17 protein-coding genes are annotated in these 21,275 nt (G+C 39.5%); all 17 read right to left on the bottom strand.

Features of this window, described 5'->3' with window-relative positions:
- Window positions 1-135: 135 nt before the first annotated feature.
- The gene (gene pnp / locus FCJ93_RS02640; protein WP_137742846.1) at window positions 136-2,256 is read right to left on the bottom strand and encodes a polyribonucleotide nucleotidyltransferase; all 2,121 of its coding nucleotides are present in this window, start codon (window positions 2,254-2,256) and stop codon (window positions 136-138) included.
- A 382-nt stretch (window positions 2,257-2,638) separates the two neighbouring features.
- Window positions 2,639-2,908: a 30S ribosomal protein S15 gene (gene rpsO, locus FCJ93_RS02635; RefSeq protein WP_095308153.1), complete on the bottom strand. Its 270-nt coding sequence runs from the start codon at window positions 2,906-2,908 to the stop codon at window positions 2,639-2,641.
- A 197-nt stretch (window positions 2,909-3,105) separates the two neighbouring features.
- Window positions 3,106-4,050 carry a bifunctional riboflavin kinase/FAD synthetase gene (ribF, locus tag FCJ93_RS02630; RefSeq protein WP_095308151.1) on the bottom strand — a complete coding sequence of 315 codons (945 nt, stop codon included), beginning with the start codon at window positions 4,048-4,050 and terminating at the stop codon, window positions 3,106-3,108.
- Between the two features lie 44 nt (window positions 4,051-4,094).
- Window positions 4,095-5,006, bottom strand: coding sequence for a tRNA pseudouridine(55) synthase TruB (truB, locus tag FCJ93_RS02625; RefSeq protein WP_095308149.1), 912 nt, complete (start codon window positions 5,004-5,006; stop codon window positions 4,095-4,097).
- Window positions 5,007-5,533: 527 nt separating this feature from the next.
- Entirely contained in the window at window positions 5,534-5,899 is a 366-nt protein-coding gene (gene rbfA, locus FCJ93_RS02620; protein ID WP_095308147.1) for a 30S ribosome-binding factor RbfA, read from the bottom strand.
- Between the two features lie 233 nt (window positions 5,900-6,132).
- Window positions 6,133-6,414, bottom strand: a complete 282-nt coding sequence (locus FCJ93_RS02615) for a DUF503 domain-containing protein (RefSeq protein ID WP_095308145.1) — start codon at window positions 6,412-6,414, stop codon at window positions 6,133-6,135.
- Complete coding sequence (infB, locus tag FCJ93_RS02610; RefSeq protein WP_137742845.1) at window positions 6,414-8,594, bottom strand: translation initiation factor IF-2; 2,181 nt, start codon at window positions 8,592-8,594, stop codon at window positions 6,414-6,416. Before infB ends, FCJ93_RS02615 begins: the two co-directional genes overlap by 1 nt.
- Before the next feature lie 19 nt (window positions 8,595-8,613).
- Window positions 8,614-8,916 carry a YlxQ family RNA-binding protein gene (locus FCJ93_RS02605; protein ID WP_095308139.1) on the bottom strand — a complete coding sequence of 101 codons (303 nt, stop codon included), beginning with the start codon at window positions 8,914-8,916 and terminating at the stop codon, window positions 8,614-8,616.
- Window positions 8,916-9,194, bottom strand: coding sequence for an RNase P modulator RnpM (gene rnpM, locus FCJ93_RS02600; RefSeq protein WP_095308136.1), 279 nt, complete (start codon window positions 9,192-9,194; stop codon window positions 8,916-8,918). The genes FCJ93_RS02605 and rnpM overlap by 1 nt, the downstream gene beginning before the upstream one ends.
- 17 nt (window positions 9,195-9,211) lie before the next feature.
- Window positions 9,212-10,351: a transcription termination factor NusA gene (nusA, locus tag FCJ93_RS02595; protein ID WP_095308134.1), complete on the bottom strand. Its 1,140-nt coding sequence runs from the start codon at window positions 10,349-10,351 to the stop codon at window positions 9,212-9,214.
- A gap of 56 nt (window positions 10,352-10,407) precedes the next feature.
- The gene (gene rimP, locus FCJ93_RS02590; RefSeq protein WP_137742844.1) at window positions 10,408-10,878 is read right to left on the bottom strand and encodes a ribosome maturation factor RimP; all 471 of its coding nucleotides are present in this window, start codon (window positions 10,876-10,878) and stop codon (window positions 10,408-10,410) included.
- A gap of 658 nt (window positions 10,879-11,536) precedes the next feature.
- Window positions 11,537-15,856, bottom strand: a complete 4,320-nt coding sequence (locus FCJ93_RS02585) for a PolC-type DNA polymerase III (protein WP_137742843.1) — start codon at window positions 15,854-15,856, stop codon at window positions 11,537-11,539.
- A 357-nt stretch (window positions 15,857-16,213) separates the two neighbouring features.
- Window positions 16,214-17,476 carry an RIP metalloprotease RseP gene (gene rseP / locus FCJ93_RS02580; protein ID WP_095308128.1) on the bottom strand — a complete coding sequence of 421 codons (1,263 nt, stop codon included), beginning with the start codon at window positions 17,474-17,476 and terminating at the stop codon, window positions 16,214-16,216.
- A gap of 174 nt (window positions 17,477-17,650) precedes the next feature.
- Complete coding sequence (locus tag FCJ93_RS02575; protein ID WP_137742842.1) at window positions 17,651-18,796, bottom strand: 1-deoxy-D-xylulose-5-phosphate reductoisomerase; 1,146 nt, start codon at window positions 18,794-18,796, stop codon at window positions 17,651-17,653.
- Window positions 18,797-18,841: 45 nt separating this feature from the next.
- The gene (locus FCJ93_RS02570; protein WP_095308124.1) at window positions 18,842-19,633 is read right to left on the bottom strand and encodes a phosphatidate cytidylyltransferase; all 792 of its coding nucleotides are present in this window, start codon (window positions 19,631-19,633) and stop codon (window positions 18,842-18,844) included.
- A gap of 21 nt (window positions 19,634-19,654) precedes the next feature.
- Window positions 19,655-20,431, bottom strand: a complete 777-nt coding sequence (locus FCJ93_RS02565) for an isoprenyl transferase (protein WP_095308122.1) — start codon at window positions 20,429-20,431, stop codon at window positions 19,655-19,657.
- A gap of 285 nt (window positions 20,432-20,716) precedes the next feature.
- Window positions 20,717-21,274 (bottom strand): ribosome recycling factor, encoded by a 558-nt coding sequence (frr, locus tag FCJ93_RS02560; RefSeq protein ID WP_137742841.1) that lies wholly within the window; start codon window positions 21,272-21,274, stop codon window positions 20,717-20,719.
- Window position 21,275: the final 1 nt, after the last annotated feature.

The raw sequence follows: 21,275 nt of genomic DNA, 5'->3' as shown, positions 1-21,275 counted from the left end.
GAGGAAGGAGGACAAGGTAGAACTAGGTTTCCAGAAAACCCACTTCTAGTATTAAAGAGACACAAAAAGCCAGGGCATCCCCTGACTTTTTCGAAGCATAGGAGCACTTGTTTCTTAACTTCGTGAGTGAAACATTTACTTCTGTGCCTGTTCCTTTTGCTCTCGTTGCTCTTTTAGAACAGCTTTTCTGGATAAGTTCACACGACCTTGTTTATCAATCTCCGTTACTTTTACAAGCACTTCATCACCGATTGATAATACATCTTCTACTTTTCCAACCCGTTCTTCAGCTATTTCTGAAATATGAACTAAGCCATCTTTACCGCTAAAGATTTCAACAAATGCACCGAATTTTTCAATTCGTTTAACTTTTCCTAAGTACATTTGACCAACTTCCACTTCACGTACGATGTCTTCTATAATCTTTTTCGCTTTTTGGTTCATTTCCTCATTGGTTGAAGAAATGAAAATGGTACCATCTTGTTCGATATCGATTTTAACATTTGTTTCCTCGATAATTTTGTTAATCTGCTTTCCACTTGGTCCGATAACGTCGCGAATTTTATCTGGGTTAATATGCATCGTTAAGATTTTTGGAGCATATTGAGAAAGCTCGTTATTTGGTGCAGAGATCGTCGCTAGCATTGACTCAAGAATTTGCATCCGGCCTTTTTTGGCTTGTTGCAATGCTTCTTCTAGAATTTCACGAGATAATCCTTCAATTTTAATATCCATTTGCAGGGCAGTTACCCCTTTAGCAGTACCTGCAACTTTAAAGTCCATATCTCCCAGATGATCTTCCATTCCTTGAATGTCTGTTAAAACGGTATAATGTTCGCCAGATTTCACAAGCCCCATCGCAATTCCAGCAACCGGTGCTTTAATCGGCACCCCTGCGTCCATCATTGCCAACGTACTTGCACAAATACTCGCTTGCGAGGTTGAACCGTTTGATTCAAGTACTTCAGATACTAAGCGAATTGTATACGGAAAGTCGCTTTCAGAAGGGATAATTGGTTCAAGAGCACGCTCGCCAAGTGCACCATGTCCAATCTCCCGACGACCAGGTCCTCTAATTGGTCCTGTTTCTCCAACACTAAAGCTCGGGAAGTTATAATGATGCATAAAACGTTTTTCTTCTTCGATTCCTAAGCCATCTAATATTTGCACGTCTCCTAATGCGCCAAGTGTACAAATACTTAATGCTTGTGTTTGTCCACGTGTAAATAGTCCAGAGCCATGCGTACGAGGAAGAAGCCCGACTTCTGAAGATAAAGGACGGATTTCATCTGGATTACGACCATCAGGGCGCACTTTTTCTTCTGTAATTAACCGACGAACTTCACCTTTTACAAGCTTGTCTAATATTTGCTTTACTTGCTTCAGGTCATCTTCATCTGCTTCCTGCTCTTCATACTGAGCAATCACTCTGTCTTTCACAGCTTTAATCGCGTCTTCACGTGCATGCTTTTCCTGCACTTGAATGGCTTCAATCATTTCTTTTTCGCATGTTTGACGAATTTCTGCTTCTAATTGCTCATCGACATTGAAAAGGATAACTTCCATCTTTTCCTTGCCAACTTTTGCAGCAATTTCTTCCTGAAAGGCGATTAAACGTTTAATTTCTTCATGACCAAACATAATGGCTTCAAGCATCGTTTCTTCCGGCACCTCATCTGCACCAGCTTCAACCATATTGATCGCATCTTTTGTACCGGCAACGACCAGATGGATATCACTTTTTTCCATTTGTTCTACATTTGGATTAATAATAAAGTTTCCATCTATGCGTCCTACCGTCACTCCAGCAATCGGTCCTTCAAACGGAATATCTGAAATTGATAAAGCAAGAGAAGAGCCAAACATCGCTGCCATTTCTGATGAGCAATCTTGATCAACGCTCATAACCATGCTAATTACCTGGACTTCATTTCTAAAACCATCGGCGAATAACGGACGGATGGGACGATCAATTAAGCGGCTTGCTAAAATCGCTTTTTCACTCGGACGTCCTTCCCTCTTAATAAAACCTCCTGGTATCTTTCCAACAGCATATAGTCTTTCCTCATAATTAACAGTTAACGGAAAGAAGTCTAGTTTTTTCGGTTCTTTTGAAGCAGTTGCCGTGCTTAATACAGCAGTATCTCCATAACGGATTAGTGCTGAGCCGTTAGCTTGTTTTGCCAATTGACCAATTTCAACAGTTAGTGGCCGGCCAGCCCACTCTATGGAAAAGATTTGTTTTTCTTGTCCCATTCCTTTTAAAACCCCTCTCTTACTAACACTCCTGGGAGATTTAGCTAATAAAAATTATATATTGTATCTTAAACTCCATCTCATTACTCTAGTAGGCATGAAGATGACGGATAATATTCATTATTTTAAATATAACATTATTTGGTATAGTCAGGTCCTCTCCCACGATAAGTCAAACTCGATTCGCTTTGGCTTATCGATTTTTCTTTATCGAAAGAACAGGCCCTTCCAGTTTGTACGGCGATGAGCAAGCCGCTTCCGCTTTTCTTATATTATGTACATTTTTTTATGGACTTAAAATACGAAATTATGTATTAATTTTCCAATTATTTAATGCTAACAAAAAAGCGGGAAAACTCCCGCTTTTGTTAACATCCAGTTCTTATCGACGTAAACCAAGTCTGTTGATTAACTCACGGTAACGTTGAACGTCTTTGTTACGAAGATAAGTTAATAGGTTACGACGTCTACCTACCATTTTCAAAAGACCGCGACGTGAATGGTGGTCTTTCTTATGAGTACGTAAGTGATCATTTAAATTATTGATCTCCTCAGTAAGGACAGCGATTTGAACTTCTGGTGAACCAGTATCGTTCTCATGTGTTTTGAACTCGTTGATAAGTTCATTCTTACGTTCTTTTGTGATTGCCATCCGTTTCACCTCCTAAATATTCAATCCCCAAATGCTCCAGCAAGCGTCGGTGACTCGACTTGCCAAGCAAAGGTTCATTTTTAATACGTGTATTCATCCAAATATATACGAAATGAATTCACGTTAATTAGAATACAACTTTTTGTGACAAAAAGCAAGAGGAAACAATATATTTCGCTGTTCTCGGTAAAATACACCTAAACTTTATGAAAATAATCAATCGTACTCGCCTTGTCTTTTTCTATTTGTTGTACAAGCTCCTCAATACCATTGAATTTTTTCTCTGCTCTAATCCTTTTATGCCACTCAACCACTACTTCATAACCATAAATTTCCTGAGTGAATTGAAAGATATGGACTTCAACTGATGGCTTAGGAGCTTGGGTTTCATTAAATGTTGGCTTATATCCTATATTACAGACGCCCTCATACCAGTTATCTGCAACAAGGATTCTTACTGCATAAACACCTATTGGCGGGAGATAAAAGGAATCATCAATAGCGGTATTAGCAGTTGGAAAGCCAATTGTTCGACCTCTTTTATCGCCATGAATAACAATCCCACTCGTTGTGTAAAAACGGCCTAAAAAGTCAGGTATTCTTTCCACATCCCCCTCCCGTATCAATTTACGGATAAGAGTGGAGCTTATCTTTTCATGCCCGTTTGACAATTTCGGTACAGTCGTAAATTCAAATTTTCCTCTTGAATGAAACGGGAGTGTCTCCATCGTGCCTTTCCCTAATCTCCCATAACTGTAATCAAAACCGGCAACCACATGAATAACATTTAAAGCAATTAAATATTGATCGACAAACTCCTGTGGAAGAAGGTTAGCAAATTCACTTGTAAATTGCACCACAAATAAATAATCTACATGCAGCTGCTCTATTAATCTCGCCTTCTCTTTTAGCGGTGTGATATATTCCACATGTTTTATATCCCGTCGAAGAACTACAGACGGATGAGGATCAAAAGTCATGACGGCCACCTTGCCATTTCTTTTTTCAGCTATTGCTGCAGCCGTATTTATTACTTTCTGGTGCCCGTAATGAACACCGTCAAAAAAACCTAATGCCATCGTCATTGGCGCAAAATCTTCAGGCTTAAATTGATGAGGATGATGAATTTGAATAACTTCCACTTATTTTCCCACCTAATTCCTGTCACAGAAAAATCTCGTATAGTCTATATTTTCAGCACTTTTTTAGGCTTCATTAGCCCTTCTTTTTGAGGGTGTGCCTCATAAATCGCTAAGGCAGTACCATCCACCTCTTCCAAAACGATCGGTCCTTTCTCATTGAGAAAGGGCTCTGGAATAGGAAGGACAGCTCCATTTTTTACTTTCTCACCTAATTTATCATTTATTTGATATTTCGGCAAATAATATAAGGCTGTCTCAATCGGTTGAAGAGCCTCAACAATTGCTCCTGTTTCCACTAATTCCTCGATATCAGAAAAAGTAAGACAATCGTCTAAAGTAAAACTCGCAGACCTGATACGAGTTAATTGTGACATATGTGCGGGATATCCAAGCTTCTCACCAATCATTACGGCAAGTGTGCGAATATACGTTCCTTTGCTACATGACACTTGAAAGCGAAAACGAATCAGTTCTCCTTCAAATTGCTCCCGCTCATCCAGCAGTTCAATTGAATAGATCGTCACTCTTCTAGATGGCCGTTCCACTTCCAATCCTTGCCTTGCATACTCATACAATCTTTTTCCATTAACTTTTACTGCTGAGAACATCGGAGGCGTTTGTGTTATTTCACCTGAAAGCTCAGCTAAAACGGCTAGAATTTCCGCTCTTGAAAAAGATTTTTTTACTAAGTTTTCCTCAACAGTTTCTCCTGTTGCATCCTCTGTCGTTGTAGTAAAGCCAATCATCACTTCTCCGACATATGTTTTTCCTGCATCCGTTATATATTCAGCAACCTTCGTTGCACGTCCCAAGCAAATGGGCAGTACGCCATCGACCTCAGGATCTAATGTTCCTGTATGTCCAATTCTTTTCATCCGCAATATTTTGCGCAGCTTAAAGACACAATCATGCGATGTCAGTCCTTTCGGTTTATACAGTGGCAATATTCCTTCCATCTCTATCCTCCTCTTCACTTTTATATGAACGACCTCGCGTTTTGAAAGAGATTATCTTCAAAAACAGAAATGGTTAAGATTAGGTTAGCACGAATGCAACAGCGTAAAGGCCAAATATTGCATTTCTTTGCGTTCATTGACACCGACCTTTTTCCTAGAAAAAAGCAGGCTCACTCTGTTTATTATCGATATACAAAGATATACCAATGACATTAAAATCGGCTTGAGCGCCTTCGCAACCATCAAGGAACAGATTGTTCCGTAAGAAGTTTTCGTTAGTGCTCATCACGATACAAACTTAAAAGGGCCTATTGGAAACCTTCAGTTGACTTATCGCAGATATGTTTGTTACGTTTTGACTGCTTGCGATAGACTAGATGCACGCTTTAAAAAGGAATCCGCAACAAACGAAATTTATATTTTTCCTAAACAACGAGAGAAAAAGGATAGACAGCCCGTCTATCCCTCCTCCATGTCAAAATATATGAAAGCCTTTCATCATCTGCGTTAGCGCTCGCAAGTCGACTCTAATCTTCATGATCCTTCGATTGGTTCTCTTCTTGAAGCTTATATAAAAGGGAATCGATACGATTACCATAATCAATCGATTCATCAAATTCGAATATGATTTCCGGTGTTTTTCTCAAGCGAATTCTCTGCCCAATTTCTGAGCGGATAAAGCCTTTTGCTTTTGCTAAACCTTTAAGCGTATTCTCCTTCTGCTCATCATCTCCTAAAACGGAAATGAATACTTTAGCCTGTTGAAGATCACCAGTTACTTGAACATCTGTCACGGTAACAAACCCTATCCGAGGATCCTTAATTTTCCGTCCGATAATCTCGCCGAGTTCCTTTTTCATTTGTTCGCCAACACGATTAGATCTAAGACTCATTTTTGTCACCTCTAGTCCTTAAGAAAAGTACAAGCGCCCCTGCTATCGACGAACAAGCTGCTTTCGCTAGCATGCTAAATCAAGCAACAAGTTTGTTAGGCGTTAGGCGGCTGACGCTTGACCATCCATCATGTGAAAAATTAAACATTTTTGTAACAAGGACAAGCGTCCTCTTCCTTATATGGCCTTCTCTGTGAAAATTTGCATTATAAAAAGGCTTAAACTATTGGGGCTTAAAGCCACTCAATATTAGTAATTGTTCTCTCAATTTCTGGGAAAGAATCGATAAACTTAAGCGCGTTTTGCAGTTCCATTTCAGACGAAACTTGAGAAGAGGTTACAACAACGATGGCAATTTTTGTTCGCTGCCACACATCCTGAAAATCAACTTCCGATACTGAGACGTTAAATCTCTGCTTCAGTCTGACAAGGACTCGCTGTAAGACTGCTCTCTTCTCTTTCAGTGAATGAGCATCATAAATGATACACTCACAAACTGCAAGACCCACTATCATTAACGTTCCACTTCCTCCATAATATATGCTTCAATCACGTCTCCTTCTTTAACATCATTAAAGTTTTTAATCGTGATTCCACATTCATACCCTTGAGCAACTTCTTTCACATCATCTTTGAATCTTCTTAAAGCATCAATTTCGCCTTCGAAAATTACGATGCCATCACGAATGAGGCGAACGCCACTGTTGCGGGTGATTTTTCCATCCGTAACATAAGAACCTGCAATTGTTCCAACTTTGGATACCTTGAAGGTTTGACGAACTTCAGCCTGCCCAATAATTTTTTCTTCAAACTCAGGATCAAGCATCCCTTTCATCGCCGCTTCAATTTCTTCGATCGCTTTATAAATGATTCGATGAAGACGAATATCGACTTCCTCTGATTCAGCGGCACGCTTCGCATTGTTATCAGGACGGACGTTAAATCCGATAACAATTGCATTTGATGCAGCGGCGAGTGTAATGTCAGACTCATTAATGGCACCAACGCCAGTATGAATTATTTTGACATTAACCCCTTCGACATCTAGCTTTTGGAAAGCTGCTGCTACCGCTTCAACAGAGCCTTGTACGTCTGCTTTGACAATGATATTAAGTTCTTTCATCTCACCTTGCTTTAAATGATCAAAAAGATTGTCTAAGCTTATGCGTGTTTTTTCGCTTCTTTGCGCTTGTAGTGCTTGAGTCGCGCGGGCTTCACCAACTTGACGTGCTGTCTTTTCATCTTCGAAAACGACAAAACGGTCTCCTGCCTGAGGGACATCATTCAAGCCTGTAATTTCTACAGGTGTTGACGGACCTGCTTCTTTTACGCGACGGCCAAGATCGTTGACCATTGCACGAACACGCCCAAATGTATTTCCAACTACAATTGGATCGCCCACCCTTAATGTTCCGTTTTGAACGAGCAACGTTGCAACTGAGCCTCGGCCTTTATCTAATTGAGCTTCGATCACAGTGCCAATCGCCTTTCTGACAGGGTTTGCTTTATATTCCTCCACTTCACTGACGAGCAAAATCATTTCTAACAGAGAATCAATTCCTTCTCCAGTTAGGGCAGAAAGCGGTACAAAGATCGTATCTCCTCCCCATGCTTCAGGGATTAATCCATGCTCAGTTAATTCCTGCATAACACGATCCGGGTTGGCTGCCTCTTTATCAATTTTGTTGACAGCCACAATAATTGGCACTTCTGCGGCTTTCGCGTGATTAATTGCCTCAATTGTCTGTGGCATAACACCGTCATCTGCAGCCACAACTAGTACAGTAATGTCAGTGATTTTGGCACCACGGGCCCGCATTGTTGTAAAAGCAGCGTGACCTGGAGTATCTAAGAAAGTGATCTTTTTCCCGTTCTCTTCCACTTGGTATGCGCCAATATGCTGAGTAATTCCCCCAGCTTCACCCGCTGTCACTTTTGTATGACGAATCGAATCAAGCAGTGTCGTTTTCCCGTGGTCAACGTGTCCCATAATCGTCACGACAGAAGGTCTTTCCACTAGCTCGGCATCATCGTCCTCAGTGAAATACACCTCTAAATCTGTAACATCAACTTTAACTTCTTCCTCTACCTCAACGCCGTACTCAGAAGCAATCAATTCAATTGCATCTTTATCTAGGTCCTGATTTATCGTCGCCATTACACCAAGTAAGAACAATTTCTTAATGATTTCAGAAGGCTCGCGATGTATTTTCTTCGCCAATTCAGCAACCGTTAATGATTCGCTAAAAGTAATTTTTGCTGGAAGTTCTTTTTCTTTCCTTTTTGGAGGCTGAGATTGAACTTGAGGCTGATTCTTTCCTTTGTTTTTCTGATTTTTATTTTTGTTTTTTTGATTTCCTTGATTATTATGGTTACTCTTAAAACCTTTATTATCTTTTGATTGCCCTTCACCTGAACCTTTTTTGCCGTCACGTGTTTTCGGTGTTGCGCCGCTTTGCGCTTTGGCTGGACCAGCATTCCGTTCCCCAACTGTACTGGTTTTCTCCTGCGTTTTTGCTGGCTGAGGCTGTTTTTCCTCTTTATTGTAAAGACGATCAAGCTTCTGGATTGTATCCCCTTCAATTGTTGTCATATGATTTGAAACCTCTATATTCATTTCTTTTAGTTTAGTGATCACGTCTTTACTTGAAACATTATGTTTTTTTGCGTATTCGTAAACTCGTATTTTACTCATATTTTCACCCCCGCAAATATTAATCGAGCACTTGTTTCAGCTTATTGGCAAACCCTGCATCTAAAACAGCCACAACTACGCGGGCTTCCTTTCCAATTGATTGGCCGAGTAAATTGCGGTTCTCCACCAACTTATATGGAATTGAAAAGGAGTTGCATTTATCCGTCACTTTTTTCGCGGTATTGGCGGATGCATCCGCAGAGAGCAATACAAGCTTTGCCCTGCCACTTCTTATTTCTTTTACAACAAGCTCTTCGCCTGAAATGATTTTCCGCGCTCGATTGGCTAGGCCTAACAATGACATCCATTGATTTGGTTTCATTAGGATTGTCGTTTCTCCTTCTCTACTAACTCAAGTAGTTCATCATAAATAGAATCGTCTATTTCGACCTCTAAATGATTTTTCAATGTGTTTTTCTTTTTGGCTAAAAGAATGGCTTCCTTGTCTTTTGAAAGGTAAGCTCCGCGACCATTTTTCTTTCCTGTTAAATCGATGGAAACTTCACCTTCTTTTGAGCGGACGACGCGAACAAGTTCTTTTTTCGGCCTCATTTCACCAGTCGCCACACATTTCCGCAAAGGAACTTTTTTCCTGTTCATCCATCTCTCACCTCTTTTTACTCACGTGAATCCTCTAAGTTTAAGCTTAAATCATTATCATAATCCTGCTCATCTTCATCATCAAAGCTGAGAATTCCTTCTTCACGTGGGAATATTCCAGCTTCTCTTGCATCAGTTTCCGATTTAATGTCGATTTTCCAGCCTGTCAGTTTAGCAGCAAGGCGAGCATTTTGACCTCTTTTTCCAATCGCTAGTGAAAGCTGATAATCTGGTACGACAACTGTAGTTGCCTTCTCTTCTTCGTTAACGATCACGTCAAGTACCTTTGAAGGACTTAAAGCATTGGCAACAAATACAACTGGGTCATTTGACCATTTTACAATATCGATTTTTTCCCCTTTAAGCTCGTTTACAACAGCTTGAACTCGTGCCCCCTTAGGTCCTACGCAAGAACCAACAGGATCGACCTCAGGGTTTTCAGAGTGGACAGAAATTTTTGAACGATCTCCTGCTTCTCTTGAAACCGATTTAATCTCCACCGTTCCATCATAAATTTCCGGAACTTCTATTTCAAAAAGACGCTTCAATAAGCCAGGATGAGTTCTCGAAACGTAAATTTGAGGACCTTTAGTCGTCTTTTCTACTTTTGTAATAAACACTTTAATGCGGTCATGTGGTCGATATCTTTCATTAGGCATTTGTTCATTAGCTGGCAGGATCGCTTCGATCTTTCCTAAGCTTACATAGATAAATTTAGAGTCCACACGCTGTACAATTCCTGTCATGATATCTTCTTCACGATCAATGAATTCTGAATAAATAATGCCTCGTTCTGCTTCTCTTACTCTTTGAGTAACAACCTGCTTCGCCGTTTGTGCAGCAATTCTGCCAAAATCCTTTGGTGTTACTTCGAGTTCGACAACATCTTCAATTTGGTAGTTTGGATTGATTCTGCGTGCATCCTCGAGTGAAATTTCAAGACGGGGATCAAAAACTTCTTCCACGACATCTTTTCTTGCAAAAACTCTCATCGTACCGGCACCTAAATTTAAATCAATGCGAACATTTTGAGCTTGATTAAAGTTTCTCCGATAGGCAGATACTAACGCTGCTTCAATCGCTTCAATAATTACCTCTCTTGAAATTCCTTTTTCTTTTTCCAGCAAGTCAAGAGCATCTAGCAATTCACTGCTCATTTGATTTTATCCCCCTTTGATCTCTATCAAATTAATTAATTTCTTCACAAATTCACTTAAGAAAAAGTTACGGCTAACCGAGCGTTTGCAATTTTGTCCATTGGGATGTGAACGATTTTCTTTCTTGTTTTAATCGTCAGCTCTATCGTTAACTGATCAGTTGAGTAGTCAGTTAACTTTCCTTCAAAGCTTTTCTCACCATCAATCGGTTCGTATGTTTTCACAAAAACGTTATGCCCAACTGCTCGTTCATAATCCTTTTCCTTTTTGAGAGGTCGCTCAGCACCTGGAGATGATACCTCCAAGAAATAGTTGTAAGGAATCGGATCAATTTCGTCTAGCTTTTCGCTTAATTTCTCGCTTACTAGTCCGCACTCCTCAATGTCAACACCGCCTGTTTTATCAATGTAAACACGAAGGAACCAATTTTTTCCTTCTTTAACATATTCAATATCCACCAATTCAAGATTAAGTTCATCCACGATGGGACCAGCAATCTCTTCGACAATTTCAATTACCTTACTCATATTTTCCCTCCTAACTTTAACTGTTCTGACTAGAATCAACTTCAGTTCTACGGGACATGAAATTGACTCAGGCTGTTAAAAACACAAAAAGGAAGTAATGTTAAAATTCCTTGCCTCAGACAGCTCGCAAACGCTCGCTTTCTTCGCTGCTTCTCCTTATCCGGCACTTATTCCCTTCGCTCCTTGCAACGCTCCGCGATGAATAAACAAACGTTTTAAAAGGAGCTTAAAGGGTAACTGCTATCTATCACTCTTGACTTTGTCTACACTCTGACTTGCTGTTATGTAGAAAAACATTAAGATAAATCCAGTTCTTTTAATCCCGTTCACTTTGCAAATGGTTATTTTATTGAATATGCTAGCCGATCATCCATTTTTCAAGGGCCAATCTCAGGCAATCGAAAAAGAAGCTTTCCCAAACAAACAAGAAAGAGCGGGGGAGCCCCACTCTTGTAAACGAGAGTTATCGATAGTATTTCCAATAAAACTATACCATAACCAATATTTTTATGCAAACAATAGTGTTCTTTCCACTTGACAAATTCCAATCTAGTTTCAAGGAGTTTTGTCCATTTTTAAAGTTGCCAAACGAGTTTCGTTTATTTCGTACGGAATTTTCGTTATCTCAGCTGCGCTTTACAGCAGCCCCTAACAACTTCTAGAATAATGATAACTGATTTTGCTCTGGCATATCAGCAAGACAACCATGATTATCTAAATATTCCATGATTGTCTTAGAAACTTTACCGCGCTGTTGCAGATCTTCTTTTGACAAAAATTCCCCATCTTCACGAGCTTTTACAATATTAATAGCGGCATTTGTTCCAAGTCCTGGAATCGAATTAAATGGCGGGATTAAAGAGTTTCCATCAATAATAAATTCCGATGCACTTGAACGATATAAATCTACCTTTTTAAAAGTAAATCCTCTCTCATTCATTTCCAATGCCAGTTCAAGGACAGTGAGCAGGTTTTTCTCCTTCGTTGAAGCTTCTAATCCCTTTGCAATGATTTCTTCAATCTTTGCACGAATCGCTTGAGAACCTTTGACCATTGCTTCAATATCAAAATCCTCTGCTCTTACAGTGAAATAGGCTGCATAATAATATAATGGATAATGGACTTTAAAGTAAGCAATCCGGACTGCCATTAACACATAGGCTGCGGCATGGGCTTTTGGGAACATATATTTTATCTTCTTACAAGAATCAATATACCACTCCGGAACCTCATTCCTGCGCATTTCTTCTTCCATTTCATCTGTTAAACCTTTTCCCTTACGAACAGACTCCATGATTTTAAAAGCAAAGGATGGTTCCAGCCCTTGATAAATAAGATAAACCATAATGTCATCACGACAACCGATAACTTCACTAAGTGTACAAGTATTATTTTGAATCAATTCCTGAGCATTCCCTAGCCAAACATCCGTTCCGTGGGATAACCCAGAGATTTGCACAAGTTCGGAAAAAGTAGTTGGTTTCGTATCCTCCAACATTTGCCGGACAAAGCGAGTACCGAACTCAGGTATCCCCAGCGTTCCTGTTTTACACATAATTTGTTCTTCCGTAACGCCAAGCGCCTCCGGTCCACTAAAAATTTTCATCACTTCTTTATCATCTGTGGGAATCGTCTTTGGATCAATCCCGCTTAAATCTTGGAGCATCCGAATAACTGTCGGATCATCGTGTCCTAATATATCAAGCTTTAAGACGTTGTCATGAATAGAGTGGAAATCAAAATGGGTTGTCTTCCATTCAGAATTCCGATCATCAGCAGGAAACTGAATCGGCGTGAAATCGTAAATATCCATGTAATCCGGGACAACAATGATACCACCTGGATGCTGACCAGTCGTCCGTTTAACTCCTGTACAACCAGTTGCTAATCGCTCAATTTCAGCGCCGCGAAGTTGAAGATTATTATCCTGTTGATACGCCTTCACATATCCAAACGCCGTCTTATCAGCAACCGTACCAATTGTTCCCGCACGGTAAACGTAATCCTCACCAAACAGGACTTTCGTATAATTATGAGCCTGCGGCTGATATTCACCTGAGAAGTTCAAATCGATATCAGGTACCTTGTCCCCTTTAAAGCCAAGAAATGTTTCAAACGGGATATCGTGGCCATCTTTGACGTATTTCTCTCCGCAATTTGGACATTCTTTATCAGGCAAGTCAAAACCAGAACCAACTGAACCGTCATTAAAAAATTCCGAATGCTTACAGCTTGGACAGACGTAGTGTGGTGGCAATGGGTTTACTTCTGTAATTTCTGTCATCGTCGCCACTAGCGATGAGCCTACCGAACCACGGGAACCCACTAAATAGCCGTCATCTAAAGATTTCTTTACAAGCTTATGGGAGATTAAGTAAATAACCGCAAATCCGTGACCAATGATACTCTTCAACTCTTTTTCTAAACGCGCCTCCACAATTTCTGGAAGATTCTCCCCGTAGATGTCTTTTGCACGACGATAGCTCATGGAACGGATCTCATCGTCCGCACCTTCAATTTTCGGTGTATAGAGGTCATCTTTTATCGGTTTTACAACATCAATCATATCAGCAATTTTATTCGAATTGGTGACGACGATTTCTTTCGCCTTTTCTTTCCCTAAAAATGAGAAAGCATCCAACATTTCATTCGTTGTTCTGAAGTGTACGTCTGGAAGCTGATGCCTATTTAAAGGATTAGCTCCCCCCTGTGAATTCACAAGGATTTTACGATAGATCTTATCGTTTGGATTTAAGTAGTGAACATTTCCCGTAGCAACAACAGGAATCTCTAGCTTCTCCCCAAGCATTACAAGCTTTTTAATAATATCCTCTAGCTTATTTTCATCTTGAACTAGCTCTAATTCAAGCAAATGAGCATAGACTTCTTTTGGATGCACTTCAATATAGTCGTAGAAACGGGCAGTTTCTTCCACTTCTTCAGCCGCCTTTTGCATCATCCCTTCGAACACTTCACCTTTATCACAGCCGGAACCTACTAAAATTCCCTCCCGATACTTTTGCAGTACCGACCTAGGAATTCGCGGAACACGATAGAAATATTCAATATGAGCAATTGAGATCAACTTGAAAAGATTTTTCAAGCCAACATCATTTTGAGCTAATAAAGTACAGTGAAAAGGACGAGCCCTTTGATACGCATTTCCTTTCCCCATATTGTCATTAAGCTGATCATGATACGTAATTCCCTTTTCAAGAGCTTCTTTAAGCATAATGAGCAGTAAATATCCAGTTGCTTCTGCATCATAGATGGCGCGGTGGTGTTGGGTAAGTTCCACATTAAACTTTTTTGCCAATGTGTTTAACCGATGGTTCTTCATTTCTGGGTACAGAAAGCGGGCTAATTCTAATGTATCAATAACAGGATTTGTCGCCTTCTCCAACCCGCTTTTTTTGTAGCCGACATTAAGGAAGCCCATATCGAAGGAAGCGTTGTGGGCAACTAGGACAGCATCATCAACCCATTTATGGAAATCTCTTAATACTTCTTCAACCTCAGGAGCATCCTTCACCATCTCATCTGTAATTCCCGTTAAGTCAATTGTTGTTGCAGATAATGGATGGTGAGGATTGGCGAAGGCTTCAAAACGATCGACAATTTCTCCGTCTTTAATCTTAACTGCAGCCAATTCAATAATCGTATCATATACCGCAGATAAACCGGTCGTCTCTACGTCAAACACCACATAAGTGTCTTCAGAAAGGAGGCGATGAGCATCATTATAGGCTATTGGAACACCATCATCAACGAGGTTCGCTTCAACCCCGTATAAGATTTTTATATCATTTTTTTTCCCTGCACTGAACGCTTCTGGGAAAGATTGAGCAACCGCATGATCGGTAACGGCTATTGCTTTATGGCCCCATTTTTTCGCCTGAGCGATCAAACTGCCAACTGAACTCACTGCATCCATTTGACTCATCGGTGTATGTAGATGGAGCTCTACTCTTTTTTCCCCTTCTCGAGCAGTGTCCTGTCTTTCCACTGGTTTTATTTCATTAATATCATTTCCGATCATAACTAAATCACGGACGAATGTATCGTTTTGAATGCTTCCCCGAACCTTTACCCACATTCCTTTTTGCACTCGTTCAAATAAGGCGGCATCTTCCTTATCTCGGGAAAACATCTTTACCATTATTGAACTGGTGTAATCGGTAACCTTAAACGTCAACAATGTCCTGCCACTGCGAAGTTCTCTTGTCTCCGCAGCAAAAATATAGCCTTCAATCGCAATACGGCGTTCTTCATCAACGATATCAATTAACTTGCGAAAATCGGCGTCATCTTTAATGGTTAAGCCGATTGTTAATGGACCGGAAGGAACTTCAACACCAGCTTCTTTTTCCGCTTCCTGTTTTTCCATTTCCATTAGAGCTTGCATTCCTCGCTCTTGATCTTCCTTTTTCTTCGCTTCTAAAAATTGTTCATATTGCTCGTTCGAAGATTGCTCATTGATCTCTGTTTCTATAACAAATACAGGAAAGCCCAGTTGCCGATAAGCTTCCTGAATCATCTCGCTATATTTTTTCTTAATGGTTAAGCCTTCCATATCATTATTTACTTTTATGAGCAATTTGTTTCCAACTACATGCGGTATTTGTTCGTTAAGCAATTTCAACAATGGGGGAGCAATTCCCTCGAGCTGGAGTACACAAGAATTCCAGTATTCGACGATTAACTGCTCTGTTGCTTCATCATTTTTAACCTTAATGGAATGATATACAGTAGCGATATGGGAGAATGCTTTCTCTAATTGAGAAGTAAATTTTTGATAAACATTATATGGTAAAATATTTTCAAATATAAAATGAAAATGCCATTTTCTTGCCTGCCTTTCAACAATCACTTTATCAATCTCGGCTTGTTCAAAATGGGTGACCATTTGATCATCCGTTAATTGCAATTGTTGGAGCAAGTGTTGGAATGCTTCTCTTTTATCAGACGCTCCACTCATCACTCTCTCCCCTTCCACGATAATCTATCAAAAATTTATTATAACATATATGATCAAAGATGAATCGAAAAACACCTAAAGGATGCAAAGGTGAAATCTATATAAAAATAAGTGACTCCCGCAAGAATGCACCCTTCCTGCGCACCCTGAAATTTTTAGGTTTTCGTTGCTTGCCTTAACTTAAATCGACTCATGGACTCAAGATTCGAAATCGATATTTTGTTAAATAGTTTTGTTAAACAATATTCCTGCTAAAAATCAATACAGACTATATCGAAACCGAGCAATAAAAAACTGGTATCAAAAGATCACTGTTGGTGGTGACCTTTTGATACCAGCTTCTTTAATTATATGACTTTACAGGAAAAATCTTTGAATATCGTTCCACGTTACCACGAGCATAAGAAGCATTAATAATGCAAAACCGATAAAGTGAACCATTCCTTCTTTTTGTCGGTCAACCGGTTTTCCTCTTAAACCTTCTACAGCAAAGAACATCAATCTCCCACCGTCTAATGCCGGAATCGGAAGAAGATTCATAATTCCTAAATTAATGCTAAGTACTCCTGCCCACTTCATTAAATAAAGGACACCGGATTTAGCCACCGTATCAGTTGAAACATAGATCCCAACAGGACCAGATAAAGCATCAATTGAAAATTGACCTGTTATCAGCTTACCGAGCATGGAAAAGATCTCCTTTGTCCAAATATAAACCTCTTTTGCCCCGTATGTGATCGATTTTAGTGGCGATTTCTCCATTGGACTATAGACGCCAATAATTCCAATCGTTTTCCCATCTTCTACTTCTTGTGCTTTTGGAGTAACGGGAATGGTCAGATCTTGCCCATCTCTTTCCAGGAAGAATTCCAATTCCTTTTCGGGATTCTTCTGGATAACTTCCACCACATCTTCCCATGTGGATATTTCAGCCCCATCGACTGTATGGATAATATCGCCTTCCTTAAGACCTGCTTCTAAAGCAGCTCCATCAGGAGTTAATTTGCCAAGCATCGGTTCGTGTGTTGGCATTCCTTGAATTAAAGCGATGATCACAAAGACGACAAAGGCTAACACGAAGTTCATCAATGGACCTGCAAAAATAGCCATCGTTCTTTGACCGAGTGTTTTTGAAGCAAATTGACGATCATAAGGTGCAATTAAAGTTTCTTTTCCATTTTCAACAAAATTTGCTTTTCTGCTGACTCGAAAGGTTTGCAGACGATCATCATCGCCCTCTTCATAACCTTTTATCATTAACTCATGTTCAACATCAGCATGCTCAACCTCAATCACGCGAATATCAGGGTATTTTTCCTTATTATTAAGTACAATTTTAGATACTTCATCATTTTTATCAAACAACAGACCAACACGGTATCCAGGCTTGATCTCGACCATTTCAGGATCTTCACCGGCCATGCGTACATAGCCACCAATCGGGAGAAGGCGAATCGTATAAACCGTGTCATTCTTTGTAAATGAAAGGAGCTTCGGTCCCATCCCTATCGCAAATTCACGACAGAGAATTCCCGCCCTTTTTGCAAAGATTAAATGTCCTAATTCATGAAAAAATACTAACGCCCCGAAAATAATAATAAAGGCTATAACTGTACTCAAAATATAACCACCTTTTATTTAGGCTACGTTAAATACGCTTTTTGTCTCATTTTATAGGGAACTTAGCGTTTCCCCAGTTTCATTGTCTTGAATTGATTAAAGAGAAGCTACCTTGTTCATCCCCCACCAATCACCGCAATGAGCCAAAATGATAAATGTCAAATAACATCGCCTTTATTTTAGAAGTGAGTAAACGAATGCTCTAGTTTCCTGATCAACTTCTTGAATAAGGGAAAGATCTGGATCTTTAATGGAGTCATGTGCAATTAGCGACTTTTCAATTAGTTCCTCGATCTGCAGAAACGTAATTTTACCGTTGAGAAACGCTTCGACAGCTGCTTCATTGGCAGCATTTAACACCGTTGGCAAAGTCCCACCTGCCTTGCCTGCATCAAAAGCAAATTGCAAGCATTTAAATCGATTAAAATCCATATGGTTAAAATGCAAACGGCCAATTTCAGCTAAATTCAACCTATTCGCCGTACTTAAAGGCAGTCTATCGGGATAGGTTAGCGCATATTGGATCGGAACTCTCATGTCTGGTGTTCCTAGCTGTGCAATCACGCTACTGTCATGAAATTCAACCATGGAATGGATAATACTCTCTTTATGGAGCAACACATCAATTTTTTCATATGGAATGTCGAAGAGCCAATGTGCTTCAATTACTTCTAAGCCCTTGTTCATCATCGTTGCCGAATCAATCGTAATCTTTGCACCCATGGACCAGTTCGGATGACTCAATGCCTCTGAAACAGTGACATTTTGTAATTCATCCCTGCTTTTATCCCTAAAGCTTCCTCCTGAAGCAGTTAAGATTAGCTTTTCAATATTTTTCTCTTTCTCACCCTGTAACGCTTGAAAAATTGCTGAATGCTCACTGTCTACAGGCAGGATAGGGACGTCAAACTCCCTTGCTGCGTTCATCACAAGATGCCCTGCCGTCACTAACGTCTCTTTATTTGCAATACAAATCGTTTTTCCAGCTCGAATCGCTTCCAGTGTTGGATATAATCCTACACTACCGATAACAGCATTGACAAGAATAGTTGACTTAACATATACAGCAGCTTCTACTAAACCATCGTTGCCAAAAGTAAATTTCACATTCGGAAACTCTAGCTTTAAATTATCCATATCTTCCTTGTCGGCAACAGACACTAATTCCGGTTTAAATTCAGCAATGATTTTCCTAGCAAGTGTAATATTACGGCCAACAGTCATTGCAGCTAATTGAAATTCATTTGCATGTTCTTTAATTATATTCAGCGTTTGCGTTCCGATCGAACCAGTTGCCCCTAATAAACTAATATATTTCAACGATTTCACTCCTGATCATAAAAGCACTTACCATGAGCCTTCCATCTAAATTAAATGGAAGAAATACAGCAGTGGCCACACAAATAATAAGCTATCAAAGCGATCTAGTATCCCTCCATGACCTGGTAGTAATCTCCCAGAGTCTTTGACATGATAATGCCTTTTTAAAGCAGATTCAACTAAATCACCCACCTGTCCAAATATGGAAAGAAAAATGGTAATGATTCCTAATTCCAAAAAAGAGGCGTCTATATCTGAAAAAAGGACAAACAGTACAGATACAATTACCGCACAGAAGATTCCGCCAAAGAAACCTTCCACTGTTTTATTAGGGCTAATTTCCGGCCATAGCTTTCTCTTTCCAACTGCGCGGCCTATAAAGTACGCTCCTGAATCTGTTGCCCAAATAATAAAGAGGGAGTAAAAAATGTAAATTAATCCACCAGCTTCCCTTATTTCGATAAAATATAAAAAACCCATGCCGATGTAAATGATCGACATAATTGAGAAAGCAACATCGTCAAAGGTAAATTTGTTTTTCGTAGCCACTGTATAGGTTAAAAATAGCAGAATGGCTAACAACGCAACCTCTACCTTTGAATATTTGAGGACGATTAGAATCTCCTGTAATTGATTCGGTAATAAAAAAATCCACAGTACAATTAGCGATATCAAGCCCGGTACTGAAAATAGCTTTAATTTCCGCATCTTTAATAATTCATAAAGAGCGATAGACGCTAATAAATAGGCGAGCAAAATCAGGGGAACTCCGCCTATTATAACAATCGGTAGAAAAATTGCTGCTGCGATAATTGCTGTAATAATTCTTTGCTTCATCTAATATATTCAACACCTTTATTATACTCCACCAAAACGCCGTTGCCGATTTTGGTATGCTTCTACAGCCTCAATGAAATGCTGCTCATTAAAATCAGGCCATAGCACATCAGTAAACCAAAATTCCGTATAAGCAAGCTGCCATAACATGAAGTTGCTTAAACGAATTTCTCCACTTGTTCTGATCAAAAGATCCGGATCACTTAGTTTGTTTGTCATTAAATAAGAGGAAAAAGCCTCTTCATCGATCATATCTTCCTTTATTATACCACTTTTATAATCTTCTAAGACACGCTTTACAGCGTCCACAATCTCACTTCTACTTCCGTAATTAAGGGCAAAATTTAAGACAAGACCATCATTATCCCTCGTTTTGTCCATTGCATGCTCGATAGCTCCAATCGTATGTGAAGGTAAGCTTTCTTTATAACCAATCATTTCGACACGGACGTTTTCTTCAACAAGCTCTGGTAAAAAGGTTCCAAGAAATTCTTCAGGCAGTTTCATTAAATAATCTACTTCCATTTTGGGACGTTTCCAATTCTCAGTTGAAAAGGCATATAAAGTAAGCGTTTTTACTCCTAGTTCATTCGCCAGCTTCGTGATCTTTTGGACACCTTTCATCCCTTCATGATGTCCTGCAACTCGTGGGAGAGCCCTTTTCCTTGCCCATCTACCATTTCCATCCATAATAATCGCCACATGTTCTGGAATAGGTTGCTTTTTTAAAAATTCTATTTGTTCCCGGAGAATGGGAGAGTTTTTGTTATTTTTCCATGACTTTAATTTATCTAACATGATTCCGCTCCTCCAGAGGGATCATTTTTTCCCGAATACTTAAGTTTAGCACGACGAAAAAATGAGCCTTCCATTCAATATTCCACTTTTTTCCGTAGCTGCCTCTATCATAACAAAAAATAAGTGAGATATCTCTATAAAAAATTATGTACGAGCAAGAGAAATTAAGACTACAAAAATTTCTATTTCAAAATTACCCTAACCTCCCAATATCCTACCCTTTCCATTCACTTTTGTAAAATAAAAACCCCCTATAATTAGAGGGTATAACTGATAAAGTTATCTTTATACTTCCAAAATTTCTTTTTCTTTATCCTTTGTCAGGCTATCAACTTTAGCAATATACTCATCTGTTAGCTTTTGAATATCGTCTGAATAGCCACGTTGATCATCTTCTGTAATTTCACCATTCTTTTCAAGCTTCTTTAAGTCATCATTGCCATCGCGGCGAATGTTACGTATAGCAATTTTCGCTTCTTCAGCTTCTTTCTTGACCACTTTTACCAGCTCTTTACGGCGTTCTTCAGTTAGCTGTGGGATCGAAAGGCGAATGATATTCCCGTCACTTGTTGGTGTCAAGCCAAGATCTGACTTTAGAATAGCTTTTTCTATTTCTCCCAAAACTGATTTATCATATGGTTGAATCACTAATAAACGAGCTTCTGGGACAGATACACCAGCTAATTGATTAATTGGAGTTGGTGCGCCATAATAATCGACAGTAATTCTATCTAGCAAGGAAGCATTTGCTCTTCCTGCACGAATACTTGCTAGTTCACGAGTATATGCTTGAATCGCTTTTGTCATTTTATCCTTTACATTCGCTATAATTTGTTTTGGCATT

This window comes from Robertmurraya siralis (assembly GCF_005502275.1).
GTDB classification, from domain to species: Bacteria; Bacillota; Bacilli; order Bacillales; family Cytobacillaceae; genus Robertmurraya; species Robertmurraya siralis.
This window is presented reverse-complemented; position numbering and strand designations above follow the sequence as displayed.